Here is a 764-nt window from a genome sequence, read left to right on the forward strand (position 1 = left end):
AAATCATAACCACCCGTCAAACGGGTGGTTTGCTCTAAGGCTATAAGCCTTTATTGCCGGCTCGCGTCTAAAGGCGCTAGCTTTCACTTCGTTCAAGCTACTATGCCTTTGCCGCTTTTGCCTACCCCTCAAGGGGTGCGGTTAATACCAGCTATCCCTTGAAGGGATTCTCATATTCCTTCACACTGAGCTTATCCAGTGCAATATCGTGACTTTCCTGCTCCTGAATATATTTCCGGATCGTTGCTTCATTCAGCCCAACGGTACTCACATAGTAACCTTCTGCCCAAAAGTGACGATTGCCGTACTTATATTTCAGATTTGCATGCTTGTCGAAGATCATCAGAGCGCTTTTTCCCTTCAGGTATCCCATGAAGCTCGATACGCTCATCTTCGGCGGAATACTTACCAGCATGTGAATATGATCCGGCATGAGATGCCCTTCGAGAATCTCAACACCTTTGTAATTACACAACTGCTTCAGAATGTCTCGGATGCTCTCTTTGTATTGATTGTAGATTGCTTTTCGTCTATACTTTGGGGTGAACACGATATGATATTTACACATCCACTTGGTATGTGACATATCATTTCGATTAGCCATTAAACCACCTTCTCCTTTCGTTATACATAGTAGCTTGAACACTCCTATTATAACGAACGCATCAGGTGGTTTTTTGCTATAAGCCTAGACTACACCACCCGCATAGCGGGTGGTTTTCTGTTTCGCACGCTTCGCGAGCTCAACTGGCTTAAGCCATTAA

General features: G+C 44.5%; 1 protein-coding gene. It reads right to left on the minus strand.

The window, feature by feature from the left end; translation table 11 throughout:
• Window positions 1-151: 151 nt before the first annotated feature.
• Window positions 152-604 (minus strand): IS200/IS605 family transposase, encoded by a 453-nt coding sequence (gene tnpA / locus MJ257_RS24615; RefSeq protein ID WP_240271802.1) that lies wholly within the window; start codon window positions 602-604, stop codon window positions 152-154.
• Window positions 605-764 lie beyond the last annotated feature (160 nt).

The sequence above is a fragment of the Paenibacillus timonensis genome (assembly GCF_022427145.1).
Taxonomy (GTDB): Bacteria; Bacillota; Bacilli; order Paenibacillales; family Paenibacillaceae; genus Fontibacillus; species Fontibacillus timonensis.